28 protein-coding genes are annotated in these 24,535 nt (G+C 39.9%); 13 read left to right on the top strand and 15 right to left on the bottom strand.

Annotated features, from left to right (window positions below; genetic code table 11):
* Positions 1–81: 81 nt before the first annotated feature.
* Together MB14_RS14655 and MB14_RS14660 are read right to left on the bottom strand one after the other, a co-directional pair.
* The gene (locus MB14_RS14655) at positions 82–1,236 is read right to left on the bottom strand and encodes a mechanosensitive ion channel family protein (RefSeq protein WP_246032559.1); all 1,155 of its coding nucleotides are present in this window, start codon (positions 1,234–1,236) and stop codon (positions 82–84) included.
* Between the two features lie 27 nt (positions 1,237–1,263).
* Positions 1,264–2,472 (bottom strand): S-adenosylmethionine:tRNA ribosyltransferase-isomerase, encoded by a 1,209-nt coding sequence (locus tag MB14_RS14660; RefSeq protein WP_375596898.1) that lies wholly within the window; start codon positions 2,470–2,472, stop codon positions 1,264–1,266.
* 102 nt (positions 2,473–2,574) lie between these two features.
* Between MB14_RS14660 and MB14_RS18845 the strand changes: the two genes are divergently transcribed.
* Together MB14_RS18845 and MB14_RS14665 are read left to right on the top strand one after the other, a co-directional pair.
* Positions 2,575–2,691, top strand: coding sequence for a 30S ribosomal protein THX (locus MB14_RS18845; RefSeq protein ID WP_071426786.1), 117 nt, complete (start codon positions 2,575–2,577; stop codon positions 2,689–2,691).
* A 269-nt stretch (positions 2,692–2,960) separates the two neighbouring features.
* Complete coding sequence (locus tag MB14_RS14665; protein ID WP_062592889.1) at positions 2,961–3,302, top strand: hypothetical protein; 342 nt, start codon at positions 2,961–2,963, stop codon at positions 3,300–3,302.
* Positions 3,303–3,380: 78 nt separating this feature from the next.
* Here MB14_RS14665 and MB14_RS14670 read toward each other — a convergent pair whose 3' ends face one another.
* From MB14_RS14670 to MB14_RS14715, 10 genes are all read right to left on the bottom strand, one after another.
* Positions 3,381–4,256 carry a 5-oxoprolinase subunit C family protein gene (locus MB14_RS14670; RefSeq protein ID WP_062592891.1) on the bottom strand — a complete coding sequence of 292 codons (876 nt, stop codon included), beginning with the start codon at positions 4,254–4,256 and terminating at the stop codon, positions 3,381–3,383.
* Positions 4,249–4,956 carry a 5-oxoprolinase subunit PxpB gene (gene pxpB, locus MB14_RS14675; protein ID WP_062592892.1) on the bottom strand — a complete coding sequence of 236 codons (708 nt, stop codon included), beginning with the start codon at positions 4,954–4,956 and terminating at the stop codon, positions 4,249–4,251. The genes MB14_RS14670 and pxpB overlap by 8 nt, the downstream gene beginning before the upstream one ends.
* Positions 4,953–5,717, bottom strand: a complete 765-nt coding sequence (locus MB14_RS14680) for a 5-oxoprolinase subunit PxpA (protein WP_062592894.1) — start codon at positions 5,715–5,717, stop codon at positions 4,953–4,955. The genes pxpB and MB14_RS14680 overlap by 4 nt, the downstream gene beginning before the upstream one ends.
* Complete coding sequence (locus MB14_RS14685; RefSeq protein ID WP_062592896.1) at positions 5,714–6,187, bottom strand: nuclear transport factor 2 family protein; 474 nt, start codon at positions 6,185–6,187, stop codon at positions 5,714–5,716. Before MB14_RS14685 ends, MB14_RS14680 begins: the two co-directional genes overlap by 4 nt.
* 19 nt (positions 6,188–6,206) lie before the next feature.
* Entirely contained in the window at positions 6,207–7,196 is a 990-nt protein-coding gene (locus tag MB14_RS14690) for an NAD-dependent epimerase/dehydratase family protein (protein WP_062592899.1), read from the bottom strand.
* A gap of 53 nt (positions 7,197–7,249) precedes the next feature.
* Entirely contained in the window at positions 7,250–7,621 is a 372-nt protein-coding gene (locus MB14_RS14695; protein WP_053224212.1) for a hypothetical protein, read from the bottom strand.
* A 147-nt stretch (positions 7,622–7,768) separates the two neighbouring features.
* Positions 7,769–8,536, bottom strand: a complete 768-nt coding sequence (locus MB14_RS14700; RefSeq protein WP_062592901.1) for a hypothetical protein — start codon at positions 8,534–8,536, stop codon at positions 7,769–7,771.
* Between the two features lie 61 nt (positions 8,537–8,597).
* Positions 8,598–9,665: a D-alanine--D-alanine ligase family protein gene (locus MB14_RS14705; RefSeq protein WP_062592903.1), complete on the bottom strand. Its 1,068-nt coding sequence runs from the start codon at positions 9,663–9,665 to the stop codon at positions 8,598–8,600.
* A 104-nt stretch (positions 9,666–9,769) separates the two neighbouring features.
* The gene (locus tag MB14_RS14710) at positions 9,770–10,438 is read right to left on the bottom strand and encodes an SRPBCC family protein (RefSeq protein ID WP_132643959.1); all 669 of its coding nucleotides are present in this window, start codon (positions 10,436–10,438) and stop codon (positions 9,770–9,772) included.
* 110 nt (positions 10,439–10,548) lie between these two features.
* The gene (locus MB14_RS14715) at positions 10,549–11,214 is read right to left on the bottom strand and encodes a hypothetical protein (protein WP_062592907.1); all 666 of its coding nucleotides are present in this window, start codon (positions 11,212–11,214) and stop codon (positions 10,549–10,551) included.
* A 77-nt stretch (positions 11,215–11,291) separates the two neighbouring features.
* Between MB14_RS14715 and MB14_RS14720 the strand changes: the two genes are divergently transcribed.
* From MB14_RS14720 to MB14_RS14730, 3 genes are all read left to right on the top strand, one after another.
* The gene (locus MB14_RS14720; RefSeq protein ID WP_084376098.1) at positions 11,292–12,575 is read left to right on the top strand and encodes an NRAMP family divalent metal transporter; all 1,284 of its coding nucleotides are present in this window, start codon (positions 11,292–11,294) and stop codon (positions 12,573–12,575) included.
* 30 nt (positions 12,576–12,605) lie between these two features.
* Positions 12,606–13,112 carry a hypothetical protein gene (locus MB14_RS14725; protein WP_062592909.1) on the top strand — a complete coding sequence of 169 codons (507 nt, stop codon included), beginning with the start codon at positions 12,606–12,608 and terminating at the stop codon, positions 13,110–13,112.
* A 110-nt stretch (positions 13,113–13,222) separates the two neighbouring features.
* Entirely contained in the window at positions 13,223–14,113 is an 891-nt protein-coding gene (locus MB14_RS14730) for an endonuclease/exonuclease/phosphatase family protein (RefSeq protein WP_062592912.1), read from the top strand.
* A 103-nt stretch (positions 14,114–14,216) separates the two neighbouring features.
* On the opposite strand, the gene MB14_RS14735 is transcribed toward MB14_RS14730, so the two are convergent.
* From MB14_RS14735 to MB14_RS14745, 3 genes are all read right to left on the bottom strand, one after another.
* Positions 14,217–14,798: a MiaE family protein gene (locus MB14_RS14735; protein WP_053224207.1), complete on the bottom strand. Its 582-nt coding sequence runs from the start codon at positions 14,796–14,798 to the stop codon at positions 14,217–14,219.
* A gap of 133 nt (positions 14,799–14,931) precedes the next feature.
* Positions 14,932–15,663: a hypothetical protein gene (locus tag MB14_RS14740; protein WP_062592914.1), complete on the bottom strand. Its 732-nt coding sequence runs from the start codon at positions 15,661–15,663 to the stop codon at positions 14,932–14,934.
* A gap of 74 nt (positions 15,664–15,737) precedes the next feature.
* The gene (locus MB14_RS14745) at positions 15,738–16,595 is read right to left on the bottom strand and encodes a M28 family metallopeptidase (RefSeq protein ID WP_062592916.1); all 858 of its coding nucleotides are present in this window, start codon (positions 16,593–16,595) and stop codon (positions 15,738–15,740) included.
* 320 nt (positions 16,596–16,915) lie between these two features.
* Here MB14_RS14745 and MB14_RS14750 point away from each other — a divergent pair, with 320 nt between their 5' ends.
* The 8 genes from MB14_RS14750 (at position 16,916) to trpA (ending at position 24,492) form a co-directional block, all read left to right on the top strand.
* Positions 16,916–18,325, top strand: coding sequence for an anthranilate synthase component I family protein (locus MB14_RS14750; RefSeq protein WP_062592917.1), 1,410 nt, complete (start codon positions 16,916–16,918; stop codon positions 18,323–18,325).
* A gap of 26 nt (positions 18,326–18,351) precedes the next feature.
* A complete protein-coding gene (locus MB14_RS14755) occupies positions 18,352–18,756 on the top strand; it encodes a four helix bundle protein (RefSeq protein ID WP_062592919.1) in 405 nt (134 codons plus the stop codon).
* 39 nt (positions 18,757–18,795) lie between these two features.
* Positions 18,796–19,383: an anthranilate synthase component II gene (locus MB14_RS14760; RefSeq protein ID WP_062592921.1), complete on the top strand. Its 588-nt coding sequence runs from the start codon at positions 18,796–18,798 to the stop codon at positions 19,381–19,383.
* Positions 19,384–19,463: 80 nt separating this feature from the next.
* Positions 19,464–20,450 (top strand): anthranilate phosphoribosyltransferase, encoded by a 987-nt coding sequence (gene trpD, locus MB14_RS14765; RefSeq protein WP_062592923.1) that lies wholly within the window; start codon positions 19,464–19,466, stop codon positions 20,448–20,450.
* Positions 20,451–20,541: 91 nt separating this feature from the next.
* Positions 20,542–21,342 carry an indole-3-glycerol phosphate synthase TrpC gene (trpC, locus tag MB14_RS14770; protein ID WP_062592926.1) on the top strand — a complete coding sequence of 267 codons (801 nt, stop codon included), beginning with the start codon at positions 20,542–20,544 and terminating at the stop codon, positions 21,340–21,342.
* Positions 21,343–21,433: 91 nt separating this feature from the next.
* Positions 21,434–22,048 (top strand): phosphoribosylanthranilate isomerase, encoded by a 615-nt coding sequence (locus MB14_RS14775; protein WP_062592928.1) that lies wholly within the window; start codon positions 21,434–21,436, stop codon positions 22,046–22,048.
* A 408-nt stretch (positions 22,049–22,456) separates the two neighbouring features.
* Complete coding sequence (gene trpB, locus MB14_RS14785; protein ID WP_062592932.1) at positions 22,457–23,638, top strand: tryptophan synthase subunit beta; 1,182 nt, start codon at positions 22,457–22,459, stop codon at positions 23,636–23,638.
* A gap of 80 nt (positions 23,639–23,718) precedes the next feature.
* On the top strand, positions 23,719–24,492 hold the full coding sequence (trpA, locus tag MB14_RS14790; RefSeq protein WP_062592933.1) for a tryptophan synthase subunit alpha: 774 nt from the start codon (positions 23,719–23,721) through the stop codon (positions 24,490–24,492).
* Positions 24,493–24,535: the final 43 nt, after the last annotated feature.

Genomic DNA, 24,535 nt, shown 5'->3' on the forward strand with positions numbered 1-24,535 from the left:
ATATCCGAAAATCGCTATGTTTAGCTTAAATCCTAGTGGTGCAAGTAAATGCTTTTAACAATATGCCAAAAAGGATTTCTATCATTTTTGAGGAAGTGCACTTCCAGATTTTATGTGAATATCTCTTTGAGGGAAAGGGATCTCTACATTGTGCTCTTTAAACTTCTCAAATATCAAGTAATACAGCTGGCTTTTTAATACGGTAGGCCTGTTTATATAAGTGCTTGTCCATACTAATAAGTCGAAATTCAGAGAATTATCACCATACTCTTTAAAAAGCACATCGGGTGGAGGTGTTTGTAGTACATCAGGGTGTTTGGTGGCTATGCCCAATAAAATTGATTTAATGTGCGCAGGATCTTCTTTATAAGCCACTCCAACAGGAACATGAAAACGAATATTTCTACCACTATGGCTCCAGTTAATAACAGGTTTGCTGATGAATTCTGCATTAGGGATAATGATTGAAATATTATCATTGGTACTCACCGTAGTAGCTCTTGAAGAAATCCTGACAATATCGCCAGTTACTTGACCTACTTCAATTCGATCACCTACTTTAATGGGACGCTCAAAAAGTATAATTAAACCCGAAATGAAATTGTTAGCAATATTCTGAAGTCCAAAACCTATACCAACACCAAGTGCACCTGCCAAAACATTTAATGACCCTAGTTCAATTGTACTTTGTATAATAATGAGACCTCCAATTAAAACAGCAACATATTGAAAAATAGTACCGATGGACTGGTTTACACCAATATCATCGGAATAACGACTCATGACTTGTTTTACAAAGATGATTTTAAGTTTTCCACTTAAAAAAACGAGTAAAACCAATAAGAAAATTACCCTGAGCAACTCGAAAAGCATTAATGGGTCTTCTCCAGTTTTGCCCAGCGCAAAGTTTAAACTTGAGTCTTTATCTATTCCAATAGCAGTAAGCGCTATTAACAAACCGAAAAACAGAATAATGTATTTGGTAGTGTTTCCTATTGAAAGAATTGTTTTTCTATCTTCAATGTATTTGCCCAACACTTTATTAATTAGGATAGACCTTACCAGGTTACCCAGTAGATTAATTAATATCAAGAAAACTACAGGCAGAACCACTTCAGCGATGGTGAACTCTATTCCTAAAAAAGAAATAGGCTCGCTGATGAATGGAATACTATCATTAATAGAGATAATTAGCTGGTCATAGCTAGACAATACCTCTTCTAAGTCATTTTGCATAAGTGGTTACCAATATAGCACATTTCTTTACTTGGGCAGTAAAAAAGATGAATCGCCATAGCTCAGAAAGCGATAACCATTGTTGTCAGCTTCTTGATATACTTTGCGCCAATCTTCGCCAATAAATGCGGCTACCAGTAAAATCAAAGTGCTTCCAGGTTGATGGAAATTGGTGATCAAACCATCACAAACTCTAAATTGGTACCCAGGAAAAATGAAAATTTCTGTTGTGCCAATTACTTGACTTAATTCGTTTTTGTCCATCCATTTCAGAATGGCAGAAAAGGCTTCTGAACGACTGGCTTCATGTTTAGATTGGTAAGGCTCCAATTTCTGAATGGAGAAATCTTCATTCCCATTTATTAGTCGAACACCAAACCAATAAAGGCTTTCCAAAGTACGCATTGAAGTTGTACCAATGGCAATGATCTTTCCTTCGGCCTCAACTACACTCTGAATACTCTGTCTATTTACCACCATTTGTTCCGAATGCATTGGGTGTTCCAATATATTTTCGGTTTTAATAGGCTGAAAAGTACCAGCACTAACATGGAGCGTAAGGAAACTTTCTTTAATCCCTCGGTTAGCCAAAGACTTCAGAATTTCTGGAGTGAAATGTAGACCCGCTGTGGGGGCGGCTACAGCACCGTCATGTGCTGAGTAAACGGTTTGATAACGTGGTTTGTCATCTTCTTCTGGCTGTCGGTTTAAGTAGGGGGGAAGTGGCACCTTACCAGAAGCTTCAACTATTTCTGAAAACGAAATAGAGTCGTCATTCCAACTGAATTGAATTTGTCGCTTTTCTCGATCGTGAATACTGGCCTGAAGTGTGATTTTATTGTCGTCAATAATCAACTCTCTCACCAAAGGAATGTCTTCCTTCCATTTTTTGACATTGCCAATCATGCATTCCCAAATCACGGTTTCACGCTCTTCCATTACAATACTTAAGATGGGTGAAGGCGAAATGGGCTTGAGTAGAAAAATCTCTATTTGAGCACCAGTCGATTTATGAAAAATCAATCGGGCTGGAATTACTTTAGTATTGTTAAAAAAAAGCGTGGATTGATCAGGAATGAGTTCTTCAATCTCCTTAAAACTCTTATGCTCAATTGAGCCATTATGATAATGCAGAAGCTTAGACTGATCTCTTTTGGCTAACGGATATTTAGCAATTCGTTCATCAGGTAATGAGTAAGTGTAATCGCTCAGGTTAATCTCTTTCTCTGTATTCATCATTTGCGATGCAATTTATTAAGGCACAACCGTAAACGGAGATAGATTGAAACTTTTTTCTATCTGATTAGTAAAATGAGTAAATCTTAAACAATCAATATTATGGGAAAAGGAGACATAAAAACCAAGAAAGGCAAAATCGCCAACGGAAGTTTTGGCGTTAACCGTCCTCGGAAAGCGAGTAAAATCGTTAGTCCTAAACCAAAAACAAAGCGCTGAATTAAGTGCTAATCAATTGAACAAATTTATGTGAGGTCGGCAGAAATGCCGACCTCACTGTTTTTAGGTATTCAAAAGTGTTCACATGATCGGTCGTTTTCGTACACTTTTTTATTAGTAATGGATTGTGATTTGAGTTAAGTGTTTGATTTTTAGGTTTATAACTGTTTTGGCATGCCGATTGGAAAGAAGTTGGCAAGGTTAAAAACAATAAGGTTAAAATTAACCGCCTTTGGTCGGGCGGTAACTCAAAATATCAAAACAACAACATGAAAAATCTAGGTCAAAAAAACATCTCTGCGTTAATCGCACTTTTTTTAGCAATTACAATCGTTACATCGGTTGACGCTAAATCTAATGATTCCAACACCCCAATTTTCGAAGAAGACTTATCCTATTTAGAGGATGTTCAAGAGTATGTTGACGCATACATGGAACCAAGTCCAATGGTGTTCGAAGAAGCTCCTCAAACTGTAAAAGTATTCGATGCGGAAGGCAACTTGGTTTTACAAGGTATGGTTTCTGAATTAAGCGAAGAAGGTTTGAAAATTTACAGACAGGCAGATTATTTGTCGTCTTTGTATAACACGAAATACTATCGATTGAAATAATAGTATAGCTAGTAGTTTAGTTTAAGGTTGATTAAGGCGATTTCAGACGGAGATCGCCTTGTCTATTTTAAGGGACTACTATTTAAAACTAATCAATTCAAACTTCACTTTGTCACCAGGCTTAAATTGAGCCAATCGGTCTAAATCATTTGAACTTACATTGGCAATTCTTGGGTAGCCGCCTGTGGTTTGGGCATCGGCCATTAAAACGATGGGTTGACCAGAATTTGTAATTTGTATGGTACCTGGAATCACTCCTGACGAAATCACCTCTTTCTTTTGAGTATAGCCGCTAAGTGCTTCTTTTAGTCTATAACCCATTCTATTCGAATCTGGGCCAATGGTGAAGCTGTTGCCAAAAAAGCTTTGTTTTTCAATGTCAGAAAAAGCATCGAACTCAGGTCCAGGATACACTTTTATTGGTGCTTCAATGGATAAACTTAGTCTTTCACTTTCAGAAATGGCAATAATAGGCTGTTCTTTACCACGGATGATCTCTAAGATTTGATCTTTGACGATTATACTGTCAGGCGTAGTTTGGGCAGTGTTGGTAGCCGAAGCACTACAACTCCCTAACCAACTTTGAATGTCCCACTTTCCATTAATGGCTAAATAAGCCCTGCAACCTGTAAGGGGTTTACCAAAGCTCAATACATCCCCATGTTCAATGTTTATTGTTCTGAATAGTGGTATTGTATTTCCGTTAATTTCGGCAGAAAGGTCAGCACCAGTAATAGCAATTTGACATGGGTCTTCGAATTGAATTTTCGGCCCTAGTAAAGCGATTTCTAAAACCGGGGAATTAGCATCGTTGCCAGCCAACTGATTGGCAAGTTGAGCCGAAGCTTTGTCCATAGTTCCGTTAATGGGGATGCCCAAATCCTGCACACCCTGTCTACCCAAATCTTGTATGGTAGTTTGTAAACCCGATTTTAGAAAATGTAGCCTAGCCATAATATTCTTCTAAGTTGAATGTATTGCTGGATACTCGCTTTTCTATTTCCTCAAATTCTGAAGTGGAAATAGGCTTGAATTTGACAGCGTCACCCGCTTTGAAAAGCGTGGGTTTCTCCGCTTTGGGGTTAAAAGTAGGAATGGGAGTCCGGCCTATAATTTGCCATCCGCCCGGTGCATTGGCTGGATAAATACCGGTTTGCAAACCCGCCAAGCCGACTGAACCAACCAAAACTTCTTTTCTTGGTTCTTCTTTTCTAGGGCAGAATAATTGCTCGGGCAAACTGCCTAAATAGGCGAAGCCCGCTACAAAACCGAGCATGTATACTTTGTAAGTTTCTTGGCAATGAGTATCAATGATTTCCTGCTGAGTCAGGCCAGTTTTTTCACTTACTTCATTCATGTCGAGCGCGTAAGGTGTCTGATAGCAAACAGGAATTTCAATGATTTTTGAGTTTAACTCTAGGTCTGTCGATTGGCTTTTTGAGTTTAGTTCTTCAATTTGTTTAGAGAGAGTTTTGAACGAAGTGTTCTCACTAAAACCCACCGTTAACGAGCAATAAGCCGGAATAAGAAAAGTGACTTCTTTGATCTCTTGAAGTTGTTTATACAGTGAAAGCACTTGATTGTTGATGGCTTCATCAATTTTCTGCTCAAAGTTTAAGAGCAAAGCTGAGTCGCCAAAGCGCACAATTTTCATGGTGTTGAAAAAGCTTTTTGAGTTATTCCGTTTTCTTCCAAACCTAATTTAATGGCTTTTAGAATTTCCACCGCCTGAGGATTGTCGCCATGAATGCAAAAGCTTTGCGCTTGCAATTCAACCTTTTCACCATTTAGCGTTTGGGTATAGCCATCCTTAACCACCGACAATACTTGATTGGCGGCCTCTTCGGCATTATGAATTACTGAGTTTTTTTTTGCTCTGCTCATTAGTTTTCCATCAGCTTCATACCTTCTGTCGGCAAATGCTTCGGCTATAAAAGTCATGCCTTCTGCTTCTACAATTCGTTTTACATGACTTCCGGCCAACCCCATAATCATCAGGTTTGGGCCTATGGATTTAATGGCTTTTACAACGGTGGAAGCCTCCTTTTCATTAATGGCCATTTCATTATAAAGGGCACCGTGCGGTTTTACATATTTCAGTTGCCCTCCAGCGCTTTCTACCATTCCTTTTAAAGCGGCTACCTGGTATTTGATGGAAGCAGATAATTCTTCAGCAGACATTGGAATCACCCTTCTACCAAAGCCTTGTAAATCTGGATAGCCAGGATGCGCACCGATTTGAACACCTTGAGCAATGGCCATTTCTATGGTTTTCTGAATATGGTAAGGATCGCCAGCATGCATGCCACAGGCAATATTGGTGGAGGTAATATGAGGAAAAATAGCCTTGTCATTGCCAACTGAAAAGTTGCCGTAGCTTTCTCCCATATCGCAATTGATGTCTATTTGTTTCATTTTTGAATGTACTTATGAAGTGATGATAAAGCCGTTTTTCGAACTTTATTTTTCATAAAACCACTCCAGCCTAAAAGCATTCCGGGCAAGCCCAGTGCCATCGAACACCATTTCCACATATTGAAGTGGTCTTTATGGTATACAATCTTTCCCTCTTCAATAATAAATTCGGCCGTAATTTTGTTGTGTACCACTCGCTGTGTTTTGCTGAAAGGGTACACAGCCGTCCATTGAGCTTTGGCTTTTCCGTTGGTGACATCGAGAATTTTATGGGTCACCGTCAAGTCTTTTCCACCTCTTTCTATCAACATCGACCACATGGAAGTGATTTCTGAATCATTTAATCTACCAAAGGCTGGATCTTCGAATACTGCTTGTTTGGCATAGCAGGCATTCATGGCTTCGGCATTCTTTTGGGCAAATGCAGTGTAAAACTGATCGATAAGTAGGCGGTTCTCTTGTATCGACATAAGGCAATGGAGTTAAAATTTACTCAATATAACCTTCTTTCTTGAACCAATTGTAAGCTCTTTCGATAGCGTCTTTCACGGTAAGGTCAGGTTCGTAACCCAATTCTTCTTTGGCCTTACTTCCATCCAAATGCTGACCGTAAGCTAAAATGGCCACTGCCGTTGAGGAAAGAGTAGGAGGAGAGCCTCTGAAAAGGGTATATTTTATTTCTTGTGATTTAGAAATGAACTTGGCCATGTTCAAAGGAATGGTCTTTTTGATCATAGGAACTTGAGCAATTTCACAAATCATTTTAATGATTTCTTCTATCGAAGTATTTTCACCAGTGATCAAGTATCGCTCCCCAAAACGACCTTTTTCTAATGCCAATAGTAAACCCCGGGCTGCATCGCCAGCATAAACCGCATTTCGAAGTCCATGAACATAAGCCGGGATTTCTTCATTCGCCACATCTTGAATTAATCGACCTGTAGTAGGGGCATAATCATATTCACCAAAAGTCATACTTGGAATTCCAATGACAATAGGCAGGCCGTCTTCAGCATTTATTTTGGCCATATAATCCATGAGCCATTTTACCCTTAAATAGGCATTAGTGCTTTCTGGTTCTTGAGGGTAGTTCAGACTTTCATGGCCTAAGCCGTTAGGGTTTTTAGGCAAAACAATGGAGCCGCCCACATACAAAGCTCGACTTACTTTCGCTTCGCGAACGCCATCAATAAAGAACTGCATTTGCAAACGGGCAGTCTTAATTTCTTGGGCGAGTGGTTTTGGAACGGTGGGGTAATAAGCAGCGCAATTGGCTACATAGTCTAATCCTTCCATGGCTCGAATCATACTGCCTCTATCGTTTAGGTCGGCAATACGACTTTCGAACTGAAGGTCTTTAATATGGGATAGGTTGGAGTCTTTTCGATGAATAATCACTACTTCGTACTGCCGCAATTGAGCAGCAATGGCCAAATGGTGACCCAACATGCCTGTGCCACCAATAATGCCAATTTTCATAATTTATAGGAAGTAGTGAGTTTTAAGTTAGAGGATAAATAGAGGAATGAAGATTAATCTTCATCATCATCTTCGTCCTCATCGTCTGCAATGTCGAAGCCAGTACCTTCGTCTTCGTCATCCACATCTTCAGCATGTCTTTCTTCGTATTCCTCTTTAATCTCATCTTTGAGGTTACCGTCTGCATCGTAATCATCGTCATCTTCAATGATTTGTTGTGCTTCTTCAACGGTCATTCGAACAAGGTAATATTTCTCCTCAGTTTCGAAAGGAAGGGCAGATACACGTTTACCATCTTTATTGGTAAAGTAAATAAGGTTGTCTTCAAAGCCTTCAGGATACTCAAGCTTAATTTGCTCTTGGATTTCTACGTCCAGCTTGTCAAAATCTTTAATTACCCTTGGCTTGGGACTTGGTGAGCTCATAGTTTATTTCTGATTCAATTTTAAGGCAATTTCTATTTAAAAGTTAAAAAGTCAAGGGCTAGGGCAAATAAAAAGAGAATATCTGTTTTAGAGAATTGATTTGGCCTCTTTCACCATGGGCTAAAATAGGTAAATGAACTAAGGAGGCTACTGCTTCTTCTCAATGAAGAATCTGGCATTGGCATTAGTCCTGACAGGTGTGTTCTTTATTTTTCCCGGTATCCAAATAGGGTATTTTTGTTTGATGTGTTCTGTAACTTTTGAAAAGAGCTCTTCTTTAAACTTCTTATTTTTTTCGTGCTGAGGTACAAAGTTGTTTATTCTGAATTCCGAGATCGTACAGTCCTTTTCAATAATAAACCCGACATCAAAAAATGGCCAACCTCCATTTTCACCACTTTTCTCTTGGATGTCTATATCTGAAACCTTAAGTAGATAAATATCTCTTTCACTTAATTCATTTGGTAGTCTTGGTTGCTTATCACAGTCGAAAGAATCTACAAGCCGATTTTCTGATTGAATTAAAGAAAAGTAGAGACTGTCAGCTTCTAGGTGGATTTTTTCTTTAAATCCTAACCCATATTTTTCAATGATTACCTTGTCCATGTAGTAGCCATAGCAGCCCTGAGTTTCTCCGTCAAACTGCACATCGCTGATAAGCTCAATGTCAAATTCAAGCCCATTTTCTTTGCAGATTTGTTTTAATTCAGACTCGTATCTGATATATCCATAAAGGAATCCAACCTGTTGAGTAAAAACAATTTTACCGTTGGCTATATCTTTTTTTGCACGCTCAATTTCTGAAATGCAAAGATCATCGCCTCGGTTCGGATTACTTACATAGATGATTTCATCGGGGAGCTTCTGTTCATTCGTTTGGTTTTGCCCATAAACGTTAGAGCACAGTGTGATCATAACGAGTAATAAATTTTTTATGAGTAATCTTAAACGCATTTGATGGTGTCGTTTGAATGGATTATTTCACCTCCCGAGCAACAATTTTTAACTGTCGTTCTCTTTCAAACCTTTCCAAGCCAAACTGAATAAGCAACTCAATTAACTCAGTATAACTTACTCCTGTGGCTTCCCACATTTTTGGATACATACTAATTGGCGTAAAACCTGGAAGCGTATTAATCTCGTTGATCATAATGGTTCCATCGGTGCTGATAAAGAAATCGACACGGGCGAGGCCTTCACAACCTAATGTGGTATATGCTCTCTTGGCTATTTCTCGCACATCGTTGATTTGCTCATCTGTTAATTGAGCAGGAATATGAATGCTCGAAGCATCTTTACTTACATATTTCGATTCGAAATCATAAAAACCAGCCGTGTTTACTATTTCGCCAGGTAAAGACGCTTGTGGCTTTTCATTGCCCATTACCGCTACTTCGATTTCGCGTCCGTTGATATTCTGTTCTATAAGTACCTTACTGTCGTACTTTAGCGCATCTTGTAAGGCCGCATCATATTCCGTTTTGGAATTTACTTTATGCACACCTACGGAAGAACCTAAATTAGCAGGCTTGATGAAAAGTGGGAGACCAAGCTCTTGTTCTACCTTTTCGAAATTAGGTTGATGAGTCCATGTAGCGCAAACATATGGAGCAATGGCAATGTTGGCATCGCGCAACAAACGTTTGGTTACATCTTTGTCCATACAAGTAGCAGAAGCTAAAACCCCGCAGCCTACAAAGGCCACATTGAGCATTTTCAACATGCCTTGAATGGTTCCGTCTTCCCCAAAAACCCCATGTAACACAGGGAAGACAATGTCGATTTCTCTCAATATTTTTCCAGAGCCGTTTTCTAACACCGCAGCTCCTTTCTCACCCTGAATCAAGGTTACAGAGGTTCCTACTTTATCATGTGTGTTTTCAGTGTCTTGTAAAAACCAATGGCCTCCAATGTCAATCCGTAACGGAATGACTTCAAATAACGATCTATTAATATGTTTCAGAATACCTTCTGAAGATATAAGGGAAATTTCGTGCTCGGTAGATCGCCCACCGAAAACCACCGCAACTTTAATTTTTGACATCTAAAAAGTAAATGAATTTGTACACGTGAATAACGCCAAGAGAACTAAATATTCATATTGGTTTAAGAAATTTATTCAAGTGAGTTTGACAGGAATAAAGATATTTACTGATTTCTATCTGACTTGAACTGGGTGTTGGCTTTTTCAATTGGCCATGTCAGTGATTGAACGGGGTTTACTTTTTCCGATGCCCTTACTTTTAGGTTATACAGCGTGCCGCTCAATCGTTTTCTAATTCTACTGATAATAATGCTGTTAAGGTTAATCACCATTTTTTGGTCTTGGTATACGCCCAAGTAGTTAACCTTTACATCATTTTCCCCGTGCTTTTGCAATTTCCATTGAGCAGAATAGAAATCCATTAAATCGTAGTCCTTATTTCTGTTATACTCTTTTATTTGGCTGGAAAGAGTATGAAAGGTCTCGTTTTCGTACCTGACATCTACTTTTACTCGGCCTGTTTTCTTAACAAAGAGCCAAGGAATGTCGACAAAGAAATCGAAGGTAAATGAAGAGTCTTGTTTATCTACCAAGAGCATTTTCGATTTGCTTTCGCCTTCTACCCAGTTGTAGCCATCTACATCTAAAATCAGGTTCATGACTTCATAGATGCTTGAATTTTTAATAGTGAAGGTGCCTCTTAAAGCTTCATATCCATCGGCAAGGGTGTCCAGTTGAGTCATGGAAATGCCTTTATGCTCCCAAGTTTTTTGGGCTTGTAAAAACCCACAGCAGCTAAACCAAATGATAAAAGACAGGGTAGATCGTTTCATGTTTTAATTATACTTCCGAAGGTATGTTTTTAAGTCATAAGCCTCAATAGTTTTGACTGGTTTTCTTGTTAAAGTAGGTTAAGACTATGGTTTTGATAAATCCAATGGACTTATAATTCATAAGAAGATTTAATTTGATGTCTCTTGATTTCCTTTAATTCACCATTCCTATTTGTTCTATACGTCACTTTAAGAGTATCTGAAAAACAAGTTGTTTTATCATCTTCGGATAATACATCGGAGCAATTTTTGGTGAACGTTTGTGTAATAATATTTCCACCTTCCAAAAAGGTGCATTCCGTGATTTTTGTGAATTCCGTAATTCCCATGAGATTAGTGTACTCAGCAATCACAATTAATTCATTGTCATTTTTTTGGGGCTTGGAATAGACCGTAATATCCTTATCATCTTCATCAAAATCGCCCTGAAAATTAATAAGAATGAATGAGTATTTAGCTGCCCCAGCCTCAAATGGGAACTCATAGAATTCCCGCTGATCAATAAATTTTTTTGTAAATGCTTGCTTTCTTTGATCAAGAAGTGACTCCCAGTCACCATCAGGATAGTCATCCATGAGGAGACTCTCTAAATCACTCCACCCAGTTAGATTGTCATTTTCTGCCAACGCTAAAATACTTGTTGAATCAAGAGGTGTCAATACATCGAAGGGGTAAACGGCAAGTTCCAATGCGTTGATTTTTTTCAACACAACGGGTTCAGGTTTACAGCTGATCAATGAGATGATAGCTAGTAAATAGATGCGTTTCCCTATCATAAACTATTTATTTAGTTTAAAGTAATCACATAATTATCGATCACACAAGCTTTTGTAATCTTTTCATATCTTCCCGAATGAAATCAAAACTGTGGAGTTTACTTTTTTGGATGGTCATTGCTGCAGCCTTTATTGGTCCTGGTACCGTAACGACAGCTGCAGCCGCTGGCACTGGTTATGGCTATAGCTTACTTTGGGCATTGGTCTTTTCTATTTTTGCCTGTATCATCTTACAAGAGTCGGCTGCTAGAATTACCATTGCTTCTGAACTCACCTTGGGCGAAGCAATTAAAGATAGGTTTAAGTCGCAGCGAGTAGCACTGAGCATTGGAGTTGCCATATTTTTGGGCTGTGCGGCTTATGAAGCAGGGAATATTCTAGGGGCTATTTCTGGTGTTGCGCTAATTTTTACGGGTGTACAACCCGCAATTTTCACTTTGATTATTGTAGGTGCAAGCACTTTTGTATTGTGGAGTGGTAAAACGAAAACAGTAGCCAATATCATGGGCTTTGTGGTGGCCATCATGGGAGTCGCTTTTTTAATTTCTGGCTTAAGTACGCCCATTAATGGAGCTGATTTATTGAAGGGCGCTCTCATTCCTTCTTTACCCGAAGGTTCTATTTTGATCACTTTAGGCTTGGTCGGAACCACCATTGTGCCTTATAATATTTTCATGGGGTCGGGCTTGGCGAAAGGGCAAAGCTTGTCTTTTATGCGTTTTGGTTTGGTACTGGCTATTTTAATTGGCGGATTGATCTCTACGGCCATTTTATTGGCGGGGGCTTCGGTAGTCGGGGAATTTAGCTTTGAAAATTTAGCCGCTACCTTAACCAATAACAATGGTATTTGGATGTCCTATACTTTTGCAATTGGCCTTTTTGCAGCAGGATTTACTTCCAGCATAACAGCACCATTAGCAGCGGCCATTACTTTAAAGAGTGTGGCCAAAAGCAAAAAAGGTTGGGAAGCCAATGGTTTAAAATATAGATTGGCATGGGGGAGTGTAATGCTCACGGGCTTAGTTTTTGGTGTAACGGGCGTAAAGCCCATTCCTGTAATAATTTTAGCCCAAGCGGCCAACGGGTTGATACTTCCCGTGATCGCTATTTTTCTTTGGCTGATCTGTAATAATTCAAATTACCTCAAAGTATATAGGAATGGGATTGGAATGAATTTAGCCATGTTGATTACGGTTTTTGTTGCTAGCGTTTTGGGTTTTATTAATGTTTTCAAGGCGGGTTACGCTGCAGTGGGAAGTAGTTTTGCTTTTGAGGGCTTAAATCAAATGACTATTCTTGCCTTGTCACTTTTAGTTACTTTTTTGGCGGGCTGGAAAGTGATGAAAGAGAGGTTACAATAGCTTATTCAACAAGTAAAAGTATTGGTAAATATGGTTTCTAGAATTTCTTTCGTTCTGTGGTCAGTGCTGATTTCGGTAGTACTGTCCAGTATGCAACTTCCAAATGTTCATCAATTAAAACACACTCCAAAACTTACGGTTACCGAACTTGATTTTGGAACAGAAGCCGTTACATTTTGTATGCACGAAGGAGTCAAAATTAGATTCAAACTGACTTTGGATGATTTCAAAACTGAGGATGTAATAGTAAAAAAATCAAAAGGCGAGGTAGACTTGAAAACTTGGGAAGCTGAAACGTTTACCTACTTAATTAATCCTAAAGCGGAAGCATTTGAGGTGGAGGTTTGGGTGAAGATGAAAGATGTAGGCCAAATACATGTACCTGTAATAGATGGGAAGGTGGCGGCTTATGATGCCTCAGGTATTTATAATACAACAAATGCCAAATGGAGGTCAGTCAAAGAAATGAATGAAGTAGAAGGAGATTATGTAAAGGTGATTTCTAACTGGAAACTATATGGCCGTATTTGTGAGTAAATCTTGGACTTTCAGTGCAAAAAGGTAATGTTAGCTTAATACGAATTGATAGAGATTAATCATGCAATGCATGAAATATCGCTTAATTTTGCACAAAAAAAGAAAGTGATATGAAGTTGTGGAGATTAGCAGTGGTAGTGTGTTTTTTGGTGACGGCCTGTGGGGGAGGAGATACTCCAGCTCCAACTCCCGTGATAGAAACCCCAAATTACGATGCTTGCTTGCCAGAAGTTGGAGAGAGTACTTTAGAGGTAGTGACTTGGAATGTTGAAAATTTCCCGGTGCACACCAATACTGCGGTTGCGGTAAAAACAGTCATTGAAGATACAGATGTGGATGTAATCGCGCTTCAAGAGATTACCTCAAAGTCAGAATTTAATGCCCTTGTGGATGCTTTAGATGGCTGGTCTGGTCATGTTGAGGATTATGCAGGCTCACAGTGGGTGGGCTATATGTATAAAACTTCCGAAATCACCGTGCTGACACAACCTGAAAACCTATTTCCAGAAAGCAGTAATGACGATTACAATTTTGCTTTCACTAGTGTAAGAAGGCCATTATATATGAAATTTCAGCACATAAACGGGTTGACAGTAAACATCATCAATGTTCATATGAAGTGTTGTAATGGTTCAGAAGACAGAAGGAGAAGTGGAGCTGTATTACTGAAAGACTACATTGATACTAATTTACCGAATGAGAATGTGATTTTACTCGGAGATTTTAATGATGAAATTGTTGACCAAGCGGATAACGTTTATCAGAACTTTATTGATGACAATGCGAACTATAAATTTGCTACCATGCCTATTGCTCAAGGGCCTTCAAGTGAATGGTCATACCCTTCTTGGCCAAGCCAAATCGATCAAATTCTAATCACTAATGAGCTTTTCACAAAGGCAACAGAAACCTTAGTATTGAAACTCGACAATTGTCAAACTACATTTGAATCGCAGGTTTCTGACCACAGGCCTGTAATGATTCGGTTGAATAATAATTAAATCTGATTCTTTTAATGAAAATCGCCCTTCCAAAAACTTCTTGGTAGGGCTATTTTGTTTTTTATAGCGATTATAAGACGATTTAAGCTAGAATTTGATCCACTCAACCATGAATGGACTCTGATTTACCGTAGCGTTGAATAATCTCGCCTTCAATTTCAATTAGTTCTTTCCATTGCTTATCTACATCTAAACCTTCACCGTACTTTCTGGCAAAACCTAGAAATGTGGTATAATGCCCCGCTTCACTGACCATTAGCTGGTAATAGAATTTAGACAATTCTTCATCTTTTATATTTTCTGAAAGTACTTTAAAGCGTTCGCAGCTTCTGGCTTCAATCATGGCAGAAAATAGCAGTCGGTTTACCAAGCTTTGTTGCCTGCTGCCCCCTTTAATTCTCGCTTTAAACAGCTCATTGACATAGCTGTCTTTTCGTTCTCGCCCTAAAGTATAACCACGTTTCTTGATGATTTCGTGCACCATTCTAAAATGCTCAAGCTCTTCTTGCGCCAAAATTAGTAGTTCAGTAACCAGTTCAGTATGTTCCGAATTTCCCGCAATAATGGTGATGGCATTGGTAGCTGCTTTTTGTTCGCACCAAGCATGGTCTGTTAGAATTTCTTCAATATTAGTTTCTGCTAAATGTGCCCAACGTGGGTCGGTAGCGAGTTTTAAACCGAGCATATCAATTTGATTTTATAAGAAAGGCAAAAATAGGGTTAAGCCTAATGGATTAATAATTATGCAGCGGTTTTATGTTTTTCAATCCTAACTATTATCGTAAACAGTTAGGATTGAAAAGATTAAAGCTGTTCAATTATTTGATGCTAGTGGCATAGTAGTACACGGTACCTTTCAAATCGTTGTAAGCAAAAATATGCGCTGCAAAATTTTTGAACTTAGGCTTACGGTCTACCTCATTCATTAATTCTAACTCGTCAGAAAATAGCTCAGTAAAACTTTTGTCGTAAGAAACTTTGCGGACAATTTGTGCCTGTTGTCCGTTTTTGACCACCAAAAGTGTGCGATCTTCTCCTCCAATAACTCTAATTCCAGCTAGCTTTACAGGCATTGACTTTGATCCAAAGGGATGATGATAAACCTTAATGTGCTGGTCGAAGCCTGGGTTGAGCAATTGGAGCATTCCAAATTTGTTCTTTTTTCTCGGTAGCTGTTGAGTTTCGTATATCAGCCATTCTCGTTGAATAATTTCATGATAATCCGTTTTTGTCATTTGCCTTATGCTGAAGGAGTTATCGGAAATCGCATCCATTTTGGCGAAATCATCGGGTTTTAAGGCGAAACGCCTCAATTCTTCCGCTCCAAATTTGTGAACCTGTTTGTTTTCACCGAGTAGTACAACACGTTTTATAATGCCATTGTCTTGGCTTACGCTCCTTAATGTTCCAGTAATACTGTCACCAGCTTGTGTAATCACGTAACTGGTGTTGTTTCCAATAAAGCTCGAGTAAGGTGCTAAAAAGTCTTGGGCCAATGCACTAGCACCGAAGCCCAGAAAAATGATGATGGTTAATTTGAGTTTTTGCATGGTTAAAAAATTTCTGACACCGTGACAATTCAAATGCCAGAAATTCTTCCGTACCTAAAAACTTGAAAAATATTTTATTTCAACAATTCCTCAAACACCTTCTGAACATACACAGTGATAGTCCTTAAGTATTCAAAGTTAATAGTTTCGAAAGTATCGGTTGGTTTGTGGTAATGCGGAGTAGTGTCTTTGTTTACATACTCTTCAGTTAAACCAATGGCATTAAAACCCACATTTCTGAAAGAACGGTGATCGGTAGAAGTTACGGTAGACATATGGATTGGGAATTCATAACCGTAATCTTTAGCCACTTTCAAGTAATGGTCTTTTAGTGCTTCTGTAGGCATTTCTAACTCAAAACCACGATCACCATCATTGTCCCAACCCATTTGGTCAATGGTGTGCACGGAAACAATATTGAAGTTCTCATCCTTTAGTTTCTTCGCATAAGCCTTACTGCCTTTTAGGCCGCGCTCTTCTTCATCGAAGAAAACAATCTTTACATTGTACTTACGCGAGTTTAAACCTGCAATATGCTTGGCCACTGAATAGACCAAAGCAGTGCCCGAAGCATTGTCATTTGCTCCGGGGCTGTCTTTTACGGAATCATAATGCGCACCTAAAACCACCCATTCGTCCGTTTTTGTAGAGGCCATAATAGTACCCACTACATTATTTCCCGTGACGCTGTAATTCTCAATCTCGACTTGATCGATGAATTTTGAGAGTTCTGCTTTCAAGAAATCAGCTACTATTTCACGCGATTCTTGTGCATGACGGTCTTTTAGTTTTGTATCGCCTTTGATGGCGGTGTGCCCAGTAAGCTTAGAGGTTAAGTCTACTTGCTCTGCAAGTTTTTGCCCTTGAAAGGCCATTGAATTGAAAGAGAAGAGAAGAGCTGTAGCAACTAAAAAATTCAATTTACGGGTCATGTCTTAAGCGTTTTTTGAATTCACAATTTAGAATATTCCTTAATGATAAAAACAGGAATGTCGGTTAAATGGAATTTAATTTCAACTTAATGGAATGGAGAAATGACCTCAGATGTAAATTTCTAATTTTCTGTTTGCTTTGAAAAAATCCTTTCCTAGATTTGGGGCATAATGAGAAACACAATTTTACATAGCGCATGGTGGTGGCATTTAACTGAACTCAGTTGATGTGAACTCATGCTATACGTAATCTAACGATATTCAAAAGCCTGCTTCACGCAGGCTTTTTTTTTTGTTTTAGGCCATTGAAGAACCGAAAAATGAACAAGATTAAATTAAATACTACCTCGCAAAAACTACTGGCAGATACAGTCACTCCGGTGAGTATCTACTTGAAGCTGCGCGACAAATACGAGAACCCAATTTTGTTGGAAAGCTCTGATTATCATGGAAATGACAATAGCTTTTCTTATATCTGTTGCGAACCTCTGGCCAGTTTTAGGTTGAAGGATGGTCAATTGACAAAGCAGCTGCCCGGTCAAACTGAAACACAATATCAGGTAGAAAATAGTAAGGTAGGCGATGAATTGAGTGCTTTTTCAAAAAGCTTCGAATCCGATGCTAACCCTTACAAATTCATCAATAATGGCCTTTTCGGATACATTGGTTACGATGCGGTGAAGTATTTCGAGAACATTCGGGTAAACGAGAAGAAGGAAGATCAATACGGTATTCCTGATGTGCTTTACCATGTGTATCGCTATGTAATCGCTATCGATCATTTCAAAAACGAACTCTATGTTTTTGAACATTCGCCAGAGGGAACTGCGCCCAAAGGCTTGGAGCCAATTATCAATTTGGTGAACAATAAGAACTATCCTTCTTACGAGTTCAAAACTGTAGCCGAAGAAAGCTCTAACTATACAGATGATGAGTTTTTGAACATCATTCAAAAGGGAATTGACCATTGCCACAGAGGAGATGTATTCCAGATTGTGCTTTCAAGAAGGTTCCAGAAGGGCTTTAAGGGAGATGAATTTAACGTTTATCGTGCCCTAAGGTCGGTAAATCCTTCACCTTACCTTTTCTACTTTGACTACGGTAGCTTCAAAATATTCGGATCTTCACCCGAAGCGCAATTGGTGATTAAAGATGGTGAAGCCACTATCCACCCCATTGCAGGTACTTTCAAACGTACTGGGAATGATGAAGCCGATGCGGAATTGGCCAAGGCATTGCACAACGATCCAAAGGAAAATTCGGAGCATGTCATGTTGGTGGATTTAGCCCGTAACGACTTGAGTCGTGCTGGATCGAATGTGAAAGTGGATACTTACAAAGAAATTCAATATTACTCGCATGTGATTCACTTGGTATCGAAGGTAACGGGAACGCTGAATCCCGATGTGCTTTCAACCGACATGGTAACGGGTACATTTCCAGCCGGAACACTTTCTGGCGCCCCGAAAGTACGTGCCATGCAACTGATCAACGAATACGAAAAAACCAGACGAGGATACTACGGTGGCGCCATCGGTTTTATGGGTTTCGATGGCAATTTCAACCATGCAATTATGATCCGTTCTTTCTTAAGTAAAAACAGCAATCTACACTTTCAAGCAGGCGCTGGTGTAGTCGCTAAATCAGACAAAGCTTCTGAGTTGCAAGAAGTAAACAATAAACTTGGAGCGTTGAGAAAGGCCATTGAAATGGCTGAGAATATTAGGTAGTAGTTATTGGTTAAAAGTTAAGAGAAATGAGTATTCACAGTTTTACGGATTTGGAGGTTTGGAAAAAGGCAAGGGTGCTGAGAAAGAGCATTTCAACTTTAACTCAAAAATTTCCTGCTGATGAGAAGTTCAAATTAACCGATCAGATCAAACGTTCGAGTAGGTCGATCACAGCTAATATTGCTGAGGGTTATGGTCGATTTCACTACCAGGAAAATATTCAGTTCTGTAGAGTAGCAAGAGGTTCTATAACCGAGACTTTAGACCATTTAATTGTTGCCTTCGATGAAGGGTATATCGATGAACAAACTTTAAAGAATTATGAATCTCAATTGACTGAGGTTAAGAAAATACTGAATGGATATATCAAGTATCTCGCAAAGGCAAAGCAATTGCCATTAGATACCGATGAAACTCCCCCTAATAACTAATTTCTAATTACTCATAACTAAAAGTGAGCAAAGCGAACGATGAAGATACTAATACTAGATAACTACGATTCATTCACCTACAACTTGGTGCATTACCTGCGCGAGTTGGCAGAAGGTGCGGAAATGACCGTGGTACGAAACGATCAAATTACACTAGACGAAGTGGAGGCTTACGATAAGATTTTGCTTTCTCCTGGGCCAGGAATTCCAGAAGAAGCGGGAATTATGCCTGAACTGATCAAGCGTTATGGGGCAACCAAAAGCATTTTGGGAGTTTGCTTAGGGCATCAAGCCATTGCCGAAGCCTATGGAGCGTCACTTTATAATATGGCTGAAGTGCTGCATGGTGTTTCGAGCAAGATTAAAGTAGTGAAGCCAGAGGACAGACTGTTCAATGGAATTCCAAGCGAATATGAAATTTGCCATTACCACAGCTGGAATGTGAGTAAGGAGGATTTAGGCAATGAACTGGAAGTCACCGCTTATGACGAACTCGGTGAAATCATGGCGATCAGTCATAAGGAATATGATGTGAAAGGCGTACAGTTCCACCCAGAATCCATCATGACAGAGCATGGGCATGAGCTGCTTGAGAATTGGCTGAAAGCAGGGCTCAGTAAAGGGTAAATAGTTATTGGTTATGAGTTCTGACCCGATAGAAAATACTCATAACTAATTTCTCAATAACTAATAACTAGTTAAAGAAGATGAAAGACATATTAAACCAACTTATAGAATATAAATCGCTGGATAAAACCACTGCAAAGGAGATTTTGATGAACCTCACACTGGGGAAATACAATCAAAGTCAGGTGGCGGCATTTCTAACGGTGTACTTAATGCGAAGCATCACGGTAGAGGAACTCGAAGGCTTTCGAGATGCCATGCTAGAACTTTGTGTACCTGTAGATATTCCAGAATACGATGCCATTGATCTTTGTGGAACGGGCGGAGACGGAAAGAACACCTTTAACATTTCCACACTAAGCTCATTTATTGTGGCTGGTGCAGGGCAAAACGTAGCCAAACACGGAAACAATGGAGTGTCGTCTGTTTCTGGTTCTTCTAACCTGATGGCGCATTTCGGTTACGAGTTCACCAACGACATTGGTAAGCTGAAGAAGAGTTTGGATGAAAGCGGAATTGCCTTTTTACATGCACCACTTTTTCACCCAGCGATGAAAAACGTAGCACCCATTCGAAGAGACTTGGGCGTAAAAACCTTCTTCAATATGTTGGGGCCAATGGTAAATCCTTCCTTCCCCAAAAAACAATTGGTGGGAGTGTTTAGTCTAGAGTTGGCCAGATTATACGGCTACCTTTACCAAAAAACCGATAAGCAGTTTGTGATTTTGCATGCCCTCGATGGCTATGACGAAATTTCATTGACAGGAGGTTTTAAGAAAATCACGCACTTGCAGGAAGAAATTGTTCAACCCGAAGATTTAGGACTTACTCGAATTCAGCCCGAAGCCATTTTTGGTGGCGAAACGGTAGAAGAATCAGCTAAGATTTTCGAGAAGATCTTAAAAGGAGAAGGCACAAAAGCCCAAAACGAAGTGGTGATTGCCAACTCGGCCATGGCTTTACAATGCGGGAAGGGCTATAATGCCGATGATGCAGTGGGTTACGCACGGGAATCACTCGAATCGGGGAAGGCATTCAAGGTATTTAAGACATTATTAGATTTATAAAATCGAGAAAACAGAGAATCAGTAATCAGTAGAATGGATGACAATAATTCACTGATCCACTGATTAACTAATCCCTGATAACTGACATAGAATGGATATACTACAAAAAATAATCGCACACAAAGAGAAGGAAGTAGCCGAACGAAAAGGCCTTTTTCCTCCTAAATTATTAGAACAGAGCATTTACTTCGAGAGCAAAACCGTTTCGCTAAAAAAGTATTTGCTACGCGAAGATAAATCGGGGATAATAGCTGAATTCAAGCGTAAATCGCCTTCGAAGGGAGTGATTAATGCGCATGCGAAGGTAGAACGCACTACTATTGGTTACATGCAGGCAGGAGCTTCGGCACTTTCTGTACTGACGGATTCTGAATTTTTCGGAGGAAAGAACGAAGACCTTTCTACGGCCAGAAAATTCAACTTCTGCCCAGTATTGAGAAAGGACTTTATCATTGATGAATACCAGATCATTGAAGCCAAGTCGATTGGTGCCGATGCTATTTTGCTGATTGCTGCTTGCTTGACACCAGAGCGGCTTAAGGAATTAGCCGCATTTGCCAAAACGCTTCAGTTAGAAGTACTGATGGAAATTCACAATGAAGAAGAGTTGCATCCGTACCTCTCACCAGATTTAGATGTGGTAGGAGTAAACAACCGTAACCTCAAGACTTTCGAAACCAGTATTGAAACTTCTAAAATGTTGGTGGACAAAATTCCTAACGAGTTTGTGAAGATTTCGGAAAGCGGTATTAGCGATCCTGCTACGATTGTTGAGTTGAAAAAGGCAGGCTTCCAAGGTTTTCTAATTGGCGAAGCCTTTATGAAAACAGGACGGCCAGAGCGCGCAGCTGCGGAATTTATTGAGGCAGTTCAGAAACAGCTTTCAGTGTAAAAAAGGAAAAAGTTGATCAGAAAACAGCCCCGAAACTTCGGGGAGGGAACTGAAACCTCTGAAAAGAATTCGCTTTAACTGATAACTAATCATGAAACTAAAAGTCTGCGGCATGCGAGAAAGCACCAATATCAGCGAGCTGTTAAAGCTACAGCCTGACTATATGGGCTTTATTTTCTACGGAAAGTCGAAACGTGATGTAGCGGATGGTTTGGATGCTCAGCTGTTGAATGCTTTTCCTTCCAGTACGAAGAAAGTGGGTGTGTTTGTAAATGCAGCACTTGATTTCGTGAAAGAGAAAGTATCTCTGTTTGGGCTGAATTTAGTGCAGCTACACGGTGACGAATCCCCTGAATATTGTGCTGAACTAAAAGCGAGTGGAGTTAAAGTAATGAAGGTCTTTTCGGTGGGAGAAAGCTTTGATTTCGGTGCATTGGAAGCGTATAAGCCTTATGTTGATTTCTTCCTTTTTGATACCAAGGGAAAAGAAAGAGGAGGGAATGGAGAGTTGTTTAACTGGGGTTTATTGAATGAATACGATGGGGAAATTCCTTTCTTTTTAAGTGGAGGAATTGACTTAGAAAATATTGAATCGTTAAGCGATTTGAAAGTTCAACCTTATGCCATTGATGTCAACTCAAAGTTTGAGATTGAACCTGGGTTGAAGGATGTGGAGAGGTTGAAGGAATTGAAGAATTTAATTTAGAGCCGTCATTGCGAGAAAGCTTCCTTGCGGTAGCAAAGAAAGGTGACGAAGCAATCTCTTTATTAGATACAGTGAGATTGCTTCGTAACAAACCATTGCTCGCGCATGGCTTGTTCCTCGCAATGACGATCAGTTACCGTCACTGCGAGTGCTTTTTCGACCAGAGGGAGATAAAGAACGCGGCAGTCTCGAGGTTGAAATAAACAGATTGCCGCGGTCGTAACCTTGTCTATCGACAAGTCTACTTCCTGCGCCAACGCTGAAGCTAATGCGCAAGCGTTCGCAATGACGGTTCGAACAGTCATCCTGAACTTGTTTCAGGATCTGTCCAAGCGACTAAAGAAGAATGATGAGTGAAAAGCGTAGTCCTTCGTGGCTGGCCAAATAAAGTTTAGAAAACAAAAGGAAATGAAAATACAAGTAGACGAAAGAGGGTATTACGGAAATTTTGGAGGAGCATTCATTCCTGAAATGCTTTATCCAAACATTGAAGAGCTACGAGAGAACTACGAGCAAATTGTTCAGGCACCTGATTTTCAAAAGCAATTCAATCATTTGCTTCGTGATTTTGTAGGTCGTCCAACACCTTTGTACTTAGCCGAGCGTTTGTCTGAAAAGTACGGTGCTGAAATCTACCTTAAAAGAGAAGACCTTTGTCATACAGGAGCGCATAAGGTGAACAATACGGTAGGCCAGATTCTACTTGCGCAAAAGCTAGGCAAACAAAAAATCATCGCAGAAACCGGTGCTGGTCAACATGGGGTAGCAACCGCTACGGTTTGCGCTTTAATGGGCATTGAATGCATTGTGTACATGGGCGAAGTAGACATGGCGCGGCAAAAACCAAATGTGGAACGGATGCGCATTTTGGGCGCTGAAGTTCGCCCGGCTAAAAGTGGGAGCAAAACCCTAAAAGATGCCACCAACGAAGCTATGCGTCACTGGATCAATAACCCAACCGATACGCACTACATTATCGGTTCGGTAGTGGGGCCTCATCCGTACCCTGAAATGGTGGCTCGTTTTCAGTCCGTCATTAGTAAAGAAATTAAAACCCAATTGTTAGAAAAGAAGGGCAAGGAAAATCCAGATTATGTTATCGCTTGCGTGGGTGGAGGTAGCAATGCTGCTGGCGCTTTCTACCACTATTATAATGAAGAGGACGTGAAGCTGGTAGCCGTTGAAGCCGCTGGTTTGGGAAATCATACGGGAGAATCTGCAGCGACTACGGTTTTAGGAAAACCAGGCATTCTTCACGGTAGTAAAACACTTTTAATGCAAACGGAAGACGGCCAAGTTGTAGAGCCTTATTCAATTTCTGCGGGACTGGATTACCCTGGAATTGGTCCTGTGCACGCGCATTTGTTTGAAACTGGCAGAGCGAAATTCTACAGCGTAACGGATGAAGAAGCCATGAAAGCGGGAGTACTATTGAGCCGAACAGAAGGAATTATCCCTGCGGTGGAAAGTGCACATGCTTTTGCTGCGCTCAATCAAATGACATTTAATCCTTCCGATGTAGTGGTCATCAACCTTTCTGGCCGAGGCGATAAGGATTTGGAGACTTACATCAAATGGGGAAAATATTAATCGGTTGATGGTTTATAGTGCCCAGTGCTCGGTTTTGAAATCTCTGAGCACCGTGCACAAATTACTAAGCACTAAAAACAATGAACAGAATAGATAAATTATTTCAGAACAAAAAGGAGCGCATACTGAACGTGTACTTTACTGCGGGTTACCCTCAGCTGAACGATACTACCACAATCTTAGAAGCGCTTGAAACTTCGGGTGCCGACTTGATCGAAATCGGGATTCCGTATTCCGATCCCATTGCCGATGGCCCAACCATTCAAGAAAGCAATGGTGTGGCTTTGGACAATGGCATGACATTGAAGGTGCTTTTCAATCAATTAAAAGGCATTAGAGACAAGGTTTCTGTACCGATTGTGCTGATGGGTTATGTAAACCCAATTGTGCAGTATGGCATGGAGAACTTTTGCGCCAAGTGCGAAGAAGTAGGGGTGGACGCAGTAATTCTACCCGATTTACCGATGTTTGAGTATTTAGAGATTTATAAGCCGATGTTCGAAAAGCATGGCTTGTATAATATCTTCTTAATTACTCCGCAAACTTCTGAGGCTAGAATCAAACAGATAGACGATAACTCAAACGGTTTTATCTACATGGTATCGTCAGCGAGTACCACTGGGGCAAAGACCAGCATTTCAGTAGATCAATCCGACTATTTTGCTCGCGTAAAAAACATGAATTTGAAAAACCCGACCCTCATCGGTTTTGGGATTTCAAATGCAGAAACCTTTGACAAAGCCTGTGAAAATGCCAACGGAGCCATTATTGGCAGCGCCTTTATTAAAGCCATTTCGGAAGAGGGGAATTTGAAAGAGAAGATTTCTGGTTTTGTGAGATCAGTGATTGGGTGATTAAGGGATCAGTATATCAGTGAATCGGAAAACAGGGATTAGA

This window comes from Roseivirga ehrenbergii (assembly GCF_001593005.1).
In the GTDB taxonomy this organism is placed as follows: Bacteria; Bacteroidota; Bacteroidia; order Cytophagales; family Cyclobacteriaceae; genus Roseivirga; species Roseivirga ehrenbergii.

Coding starts and splice junctions, on each gene's coding strand:
- MB14_RS18845 (WP_071426786.1), top strand. CDS start 2,575: ATGGGAAAAGGAGACATAAAAACCAAGAAAGGCAAAATCGCCAACGGA.
- MB14_RS14720 (WP_084376098.1), top strand. CDS start 11,292: ATGAAATCAAAACTGTGGAGTTTACTTTTTTGGATGGTCATTGCTGCA.
- MB14_RS14760 (WP_062592921.1), top strand. CDS start 18,796: ATGAAGATACTAATACTAGATAACTACGATTCATTCACCTACAACTTG.
- MB14_RS14700 (WP_062592901.1), bottom strand. CDS start 8,536: ATGATCACACTGTGCTCTAACGTTTATGGGCAAAACCAAACGAATGAA.
- MB14_RS14685 (WP_062592896.1), bottom strand. CDS start 6,187: ATGTCGATACAAGAGAACCGCCTACTTATCGATCAGTTTTACACTGCA.
- trpD (WP_062592923.1), top strand. CDS start 19,464: ATGAAAGACATATTAAACCAACTTATAGAATATAAATCGCTGGATAAA.
- MB14_RS14670 (WP_062592891.1), bottom strand. CDS start 4,256: ATGGCTAGGCTACATTTTCTAAAATCGGGTTTACAAACTACCATACAA.
- MB14_RS14705 (WP_062592903.1), bottom strand. CDS start 9,665: ATGTCAAAAATTAAAGTTGCGGTGGTTTTCGGTGGGCGATCTACCGAG.
- MB14_RS14755 (WP_062592919.1), top strand. CDS start 18,352: ATGAGTATTCACAGTTTTACGGATTTGGAGGTTTGGAAAAAGGCAAGG.
- trpC (WP_062592926.1), top strand. CDS start 20,542: ATGGATATACTACAAAAAATAATCGCACACAAAGAGAAGGAAGTAGCC.
- MB14_RS14750 (WP_062592917.1), top strand. CDS start 16,916: ATGAACAAGATTAAATTAAATACTACCTCGCAAAAACTACTGGCAGAT.
- MB14_RS14730 (WP_062592912.1), top strand. CDS start 13,223: ATGAAGTTGTGGAGATTAGCAGTGGTAGTGTGTTTTTTGGTGACGGCC.
- MB14_RS14655 (WP_246032559.1), bottom strand. CDS start 1,236: ATGCAAAATGACTTAGAAGAGGTATTGTCTAGCTATGACCAGCTAATT.
- MB14_RS14695 (WP_053224212.1), bottom strand. CDS start 7,621: ATGAGCTCACCAAGTCCCAAGCCAAGGGTAATTAAAGATTTTGACAAG.
- trpA (WP_062592933.1), top strand. CDS start 23,719: ATGAACAGAATAGATAAATTATTTCAGAACAAAAAGGAGCGCATACTG.
- MB14_RS14660 (WP_375596898.1), bottom strand. CDS start 2,472: ATGAATACAGAGAAAGAGATTAACCTGAGCGATTACACTTACTCATTA.
- MB14_RS14775 (WP_062592928.1), top strand. CDS start 21,434: ATGAAACTAAAAGTCTGCGGCATGCGAGAAAGCACCAATATCAGCGAG.
- MB14_RS14745 (WP_062592916.1), bottom strand. CDS start 16,595: ATGACCCGTAAATTGAATTTTTTAGTTGCTACAGCTCTTCTCTTCTCT.
- MB14_RS14690 (WP_062592899.1), bottom strand. CDS start 7,196: ATGAAAATTGGCATTATTGGTGGCACAGGCATGTTGGGTCACCATTTG.
- MB14_RS14680 (WP_062592894.1), bottom strand. CDS start 5,717: ATGAAACAAATAGACATCAATTGCGATATGGGAGAAAGCTACGGCAAC.
- MB14_RS14725 (WP_062592909.1), top strand. CDS start 12,606: ATGGTTTCTAGAATTTCTTTCGTTCTGTGGTCAGTGCTGATTTCGGTA.
- pxpB (WP_062592892.1), bottom strand. CDS start 4,956: ATGAAAATTGTGCGCTTTGGCGACTCAGCTTTGCTCTTAAACTTTGAG.
- MB14_RS14740 (WP_062592914.1), bottom strand. CDS start 15,663: ATGCAAAAACTCAAATTAACCATCATCATTTTTCTGGGCTTCGGTGCT.
- trpB (WP_062592932.1), top strand. CDS start 22,457: ATGAAAATACAAGTAGACGAAAGAGGGTATTACGGAAATTTTGGAGGA.
- MB14_RS14665 (WP_062592889.1), top strand. CDS start 2,961: ATGAAAAATCTAGGTCAAAAAAACATCTCTGCGTTAATCGCACTTTTT.
- MB14_RS14710 (WP_132643959.1), bottom strand. CDS start 10,438: ATGAAACGATCTACCCTGTCTTTTATCATTTGGTTTAGCTGCTGTGGG.
- MB14_RS14715 (WP_062592907.1), bottom strand. CDS start 11,214: ATGATAGGGAAACGCATCTATTTACTAGCTATCATCTCATTGATCAGC.
- MB14_RS14735 (WP_053224207.1), bottom strand. CDS start 14,798: ATGCTCGGTTTAAAACTCGCTACCGACCCACGTTGGGCACATTTAGCA.